This is a genomic window from Pseudomonas brassicae, assembly GCF_010671725.1.
Classification (GTDB): Bacteria; Pseudomonadota; Gammaproteobacteria; order Pseudomonadales; family Pseudomonadaceae; genus Aquipseudomonas; species Aquipseudomonas brassicae.
Genome location: NZ_JAAHBU010000526.1, coordinates 1 through 5,220, shown reverse-complemented (window position 1 = coordinate 5,220; position 5,220 = coordinate 1). Strand labels below are relative to the sequence as shown.

The 5,220-nt window shown below is 64.2% G+C and carries 6 protein-coding genes and 1 pseudogene; 5 read left to right on the top strand and 2 right to left on the bottom strand.

Annotated elements, in window-relative coordinates:
• Positions 1-952: FAD-binding protein (locus G3436_RS25620; protein WP_163950996.1), on the top strand; the 952-nt coding region annotated here is incomplete at its 5' end.
• A 56-nt stretch (positions 953-1,008) separates the two neighbouring features.
• On the opposite strand, the gene pcaG is transcribed toward G3436_RS25620, so the two are convergent.
• Together pcaG and pcaH are read right to left on the bottom strand one after the other, a co-directional pair.
• Positions 1,009-1,614 (bottom strand): protocatechuate 3,4-dioxygenase subunit alpha, encoded by a 606-nt coding sequence (gene pcaG, locus G3436_RS25615; protein ID WP_163950993.1) that lies wholly within the window; start codon positions 1,612-1,614, stop codon positions 1,009-1,011.
• An 11-nt stretch (positions 1,615-1,625) separates the two neighbouring features.
• Positions 1,626-2,345, bottom strand: a complete 720-nt coding sequence (gene pcaH, locus G3436_RS25610) for a protocatechuate 3,4-dioxygenase subunit beta (RefSeq protein ID WP_163950991.1) — start codon at positions 2,343-2,345, stop codon at positions 1,626-1,628.
• A gap of 194 nt (positions 2,346-2,539) precedes the next feature.
• Between pcaH and ypfJ the strand changes: the two genes are divergently transcribed.
• From ypfJ to G3436_RS29130, 4 genes and pseudogenes are all read left to right on the top strand, one after another.
• On the top strand, positions 2,540-3,433 hold the full coding sequence (ypfJ, locus tag G3436_RS25605) for a KPN_02809 family neutral zinc metallopeptidase (RefSeq protein ID WP_163950988.1): 894 nt from the start codon (positions 2,540-2,542) through the stop codon (positions 3,431-3,433).
• Between the two features lie 199 nt (positions 3,434-3,632).
• Entirely contained in the window at positions 3,633-3,992 is a 360-nt protein-coding gene (locus G3436_RS29145) for a methyl-accepting chemotaxis protein (protein ID WP_420801256.1), read from the top strand.
• Positions 3,890-4,636: pseudogene (locus tag G3436_RS29140) on the top strand (methyl-accepting chemotaxis protein); the annotation flags it as partial. The gene G3436_RS29145 and the pseudogene G3436_RS29140, both read left to right, overlap by 103 nt.
• A gap of 39 nt (positions 4,637-4,675) precedes the next feature.
• On the top strand, positions 4,676-5,220 hold a 545-nt coding region (locus G3436_RS29130), incomplete at its 3' end, for a methyl-accepting chemotaxis protein (RefSeq protein WP_420801257.1).

Here is a 5,220-nt window from a genome sequence, read left to right as displayed (position 1 = left end):
GACCGCCGGCGGCGAGGTCACGATCCATGCCCGCAAGGCCGTGGTGCTGGCGGCAGGCGGCTTCCCCAACGACATCGAGCGGCGCAAGGCGCTGTTCCCGCGTACCCCCACCGGCCTCGAGCACCTGGCCTTGCCGCCCTTGGGTGCCAGCGGCGATGGCTTGCGCCTGGGCGAAAGCGTGGGCGCGCGGGTGGCCGACGACCTGCACAGCCCGGTGGCCTGGGCGCCGGTGTCGAAAGTACCGTACAAGGACGGCTCGTTCGGGCACTTCCCGCACATTATCGAACGCGCCAAGCCGGGCATCATCGGTGTGCTGGCCAACGGCAAGCGCTTCGTCAACGAAGCCAATGGCTACTACGACTACGTCAGCGCCATGGTCGCCAGTGCACCCGGCGAGCAGGTCGCCTCATGGCTGATCTGCAGCCACAGCTTCCAGCGTCGCTACGGCCTGGGCATCTCGCGGCCGTTCCCGTTGCCGGTGGCGCCGTTCATCCGCAGCGGCTACCTCAAGCGCGGCGATACCATCGAACAACTGGCCAACGCCTGCGGCATCGATGCACACGGCTTGAGCGCGACCCTCAGCGAGTACAACCGGCATGCGCGCCAGGGCCAGGACCCCGCATTCGGTCGCGGCAGTACGCCATACAACCGCAAGCAGGGCGATGCACTGCACCAGCCCAACCCATGCGTGGCGCCGATCGAGCAGGGGCCGTTCTATGCGGTAAAAGTGGAGCCGGGCTGCTTTGGCACATTTGCCGGGCTCAGGACCAATGCCCACGCGCAGGTGCTGGATGCGCAGCAACAGCCGATCGCCGGCTTGTATGCCGCCGGTTGCGACATGGCCAGCATCATGGGCGGGCATTACCCGGCGGGAGGGATCAACCTGGGGCCGGCGGCGACGTTCGGCTACATCGCCGGGCGGCATATTGCGGGGGTCAGTGCGTACGAATGACGACGGCCCTGCTGGCCCCGCGCCTCGCGGTGAAGGGGCCAGCAGGGCCAGGCAGGTCAGAAGTCGAAGAACACCGTCTCGCCGTCACCCTGGATGCGAATGTCGAAGCGGTAGGCCAGCTTGCCATTCACTTCGCAGCGCCTGGCCACCAGGGTCTCGCGACGCTGCGGCTGCTCGATCAGGTTGAGCACCGGGCACTTGGCGTTGGCCGCGCCTTCATCATCGAAGTACAGCCGGGTGTGCAGGTGGATATTGATGCCACGCGCAAACAGGCTGATGTTGATGTGCGGCGCCATCGGCACGCCGGCCGCATTCGCGACCACACCCGGCTTGACCGTCTCCAGCGTCCACTCACCCGCATCGAAGGTGGTGGCGGTGCGGCCAAAGCTGTTGAAGGGTTTTTCCAGGTTGTAATCGTCGTGGTACTGGCCGGCCGCATCGGCCTGCCAGAACTCCAGGAACGAATCGCGCACCAGGTGGCCGTTGCCATCATAGACATGGCCGATCAGCACGATGTGCTCGCCGGGCGCATCGCTGCGCGCCATGCGGCTCCAGATTTCCTGGTCGCGGGTCGGGTTGCCGGCCGCTTCCAGCGCCAGCCCGATGTGGACATACGGGCCGGCGGTCTGCGAAGGGGTTTCCGGCAGCAGTTCGATAGGCATGACGGGGCTCCTCAGCGGTTTTCGAAGTGGGTCTTGCGCTGGCCGCGCAACACGATGTCAAAGCGGTAGGCCAGGCAGTCCATGGGATTGGCGTTGCTCATGTCGAGCTTGGCAATCAGGCTCTGCACCGCATCCGGGTTGGCGATCGACTTGACGATCGGGCACATCGGGATCAGCGGGTCGCCTTCGAAATACAGCTGGGTGATCAGCCGGGTGGCAATCGACGGGCCGCTCACCGACACGTGGATATGCGCCGGGCGCCAGTCGTTCGGGCCGTTGCGCCAGGGGTACGGGCCCGGCTTGATGGTGCGGAAGCTGTAGTAGCCCTCGCTGTCGGTCAGTGCCCGGCCAACCCCACCGAAGTTCGGATCGAGCGGTGCCAGGTAACGGTCGTTCTTGTGGCGATAACGACCGCCGGCATTGGCCTGCCACATCTCCACCAGGGTGTGCGGAATCGGCTTGCCATACTGGTCGCACACGCGGCCGGCCACGATGATGCGCTCGCCGATCGGCAAGCCGCCATGGTTGAAGTTCAGCAGCAGGTCATTGTCGTGCTCGGCGAATTTCAGGTGGGAGAAATCCGGCCCAGTGCTTTCGCTGATGGACTGTGGAATGCTCACCAGCGCCTGGCGGGGCGAACGCGCAATGGAGGTCTTGTAGTCAGGGGTAAAAGCTTTCGGATGCCAGTTCCGATCACGGATAACGAAACGACTGGTGTCTGGTGCAGACATGCCGTTCTCCTCTTATTGGTTTTTTGGAGGCCTGCACGGAGCAGGCGTGATCGGCAGTGTCCCCCAGGCACGGGCCCGCGAACATTGAAAAGAACCCCGGCATCCATAACCATTTGGTTATGCGTAAAACGCCGACAGCGTCAGGCCGAGTGAACTAACCTTTATCTTCATGTTTCAAGCTCAGGAGAATGCTCATGCTATGGCGAAAAGGCAGGCGCAGCGACAACGTAGTCGACGCCCGCGGTGAAGGCGGCGGCGGCGGCGGTGGCGGTGGCATGCGCATGGGCGGAAAGGGCCTGAGCCTGACCGCGGTGGTGCTGATCGTCGGCATCGGCCTGCTCACCGGGCAGGACCCGATGCAGATCCTTGGCCAATTGACCGGGCAGATGAGCGAACAGAGCGCCCCGCTCGGCACAGGTGAACGCAAGGCCCCCCCGGCCGGTGACGAGCAGGCCGAATTTGTCGCCAGTATCCTGGGCGACACCGAAGACACCTGGCGCGCGATCTTTGCCCAGGCCGGACGCCAGTACAAGGACCCGACCCTCAAGCTGTTCAGTGGCCAGGTCAATTCCGCCTGCGGCTTCGCCTCTTCGGCCACGGGGCCGTTCTACTGCCCGGCCGACCAGCAGGTGTACCTGGACATGAGTTTCTTCCGTGAGATGGAGCAGCGCTTTTCCGCCGCCGGCGACTTTGCCCAGGCCTACGTGATCGCCCACGAGGTCGGCCATCATGTGCAGACCCTGCTCGGCGTGTCGGCCAAGGTCGACCAGGCACGCCGCAATGGCCAGCGCCTGCAGGGCGACAATGGCCTGCTGGTACGCCAGGAACTGCAGGCCGACTGCCTGGCCGGGGTGTGGGCCTACCAGGCGCAACAGCGTCATAACTGGCTGGAGCCAGGCGATGTCGAAGAAGCCCTGAACGCTGCCAACGCGATCGGCGACGACCGTCTGCAACAGCAGGGCAAAGGCCGCGTGGTGCCCGACTCGTTCACCCACGGCACCTCCGCGCAGCGCGTACGCTGGTTCAAGACCGGCTTCGCCAAAGGCGACATCAACCAGTGCGATACCTTTGGCGCGAGCACCCTTTGAGGCCATGACAGGGTGTTTGCGCGGGAGCGGAAACACCCATAAACACTTTGTTGATCGATTTTGTCGGAATTAGCAAAAAAGCGTTTCAGCTCTGTCAGATTCAGCCGATAGAACCAGCTCACGTCGGCTGGCCTCCAAGAAAAAAAACCTTCCAGCGATTGAGATCAAGAGAGCGTTTAGAACACCCTGGAGGGATTGCATGAACAGCTGGTTTGCCAACATCAGCGTCAACCTGAAACTTGCCTTGGGCTTCGGCCTGGTGCTGCTGCTGACCGGCCTGCTGGCCCTGACCGGGTGGACCAGCCTGGGCGGGTTGATCGACCGCAGCAACTGGATGAGTGACATCACCCAGCTCAACAACGAACTGACCGAGCTGCGCGTGGCGCGCTTGCAGTACATGATTGCCGACGCGACGACAAGACCGCCGCCAACATGCAGGTCAAGCTCGATGCCTTCATGGCCAAGCAGCAGAAGCTGCTCAACACCTTCAAGAGCCCGGACAACCTCAAGCTGCTGCGTGAGCAGGAGCAAGTGGTCACGGCCTACCAGGTGTCGCTGAACAAGATGCGCACCGCCTACACCCAGGGTGCTGCGGCACGCAAGGCGATGGGCGTGGCAGCCACCGAGGCAGGCGCCCAGATGGACCGCCTGGTAGCCGATACATTGGCCTCGGCACAGGACGACAATACCCGCCTGGCCCTGCTCAAACGCCTGACCGACGTGCGCCAGCAACTGCTGCTGGCACGCTTCGAAATGCGCGGCTACATCGCCGACCTCACCGCCGAAACCGAACAAAAAGCGGCGCGCCAACTCGACACCGCACTGGCCGCCATTCGCCAGCTCACCACCAGCGAATCACGTGCACAACCGCTAGAAGCGGCGGCGCTGCGCTACGGCGATGCGGTGCGCGCCTACAAGGCGACCAACACCGCCATCAGTGAAGCGCGCAAGGAGATGACGGCACAGGGCTACGACATCGTGCGCCTGAGCAACGAGCTCTACAGCATCCAGTTGCAGCGCCGCGACATCGAAAGCAGCCAGGCGCGTACCTGGCAGCTGGCCAGCACCCTGGCAGCCCTGCTGTTCGGCGTGCTGGCAGCGGTGCTCATCACCCGCCAGATCACCCGCCCACTGCAGGAAACCCTCGCCGTGGTCGAGAAGATCGCCGCTGGCGACCTCACTCACAGCATACGTGTCACGCGTCGTGACGAACTGGGCGTGCTGCAGCAAGGCATTCAGCGCATGGGCTCGACCTTGCGCGACCTGATCAGCGGCATTCGTGATGGGGTTACCCAGATCGCCAGTGCCGCCGAAGAGCTGTCGGCGGTCACCGAGCAGACCAATGCCGGGGTCAACAGCCAGAAGGTCGAGACCGACCAGGTGGCCACCGCCATGCATGAAATGGCGGCCACCGTGCAGGAAGTGGCGCGCAACGCCGAACATGCCTCCGAAGCCGCGACCGATGCCGACGGCCAGGCGCGTGCCGGTGACCAGGTGGTGGCCCAGGCCATCGCGCAGATCGAGCGCCTGGCGGTCGAGGTCAACCGCTCCACCGAGGCCATGGGCCAGTTGCAGCAGGAAAGCCAGAAGATCGGCAGCGTGATGGACGTGATCAAGTCGGTGGCCGAGCAGACCAACCTGCTGACGCTCAACGCCGCCATCGAAGCGGCGCGTGCCGGTGAAGCCGGTCGCGGCTTTGCCGTGGTGGCTGACGAAGTGCGCGGGCTGGCGCAGCGCACGCAGAAGTCCACCGAAGAAAATCGAAGTGCTGGTGGCGGGCCTGCAAA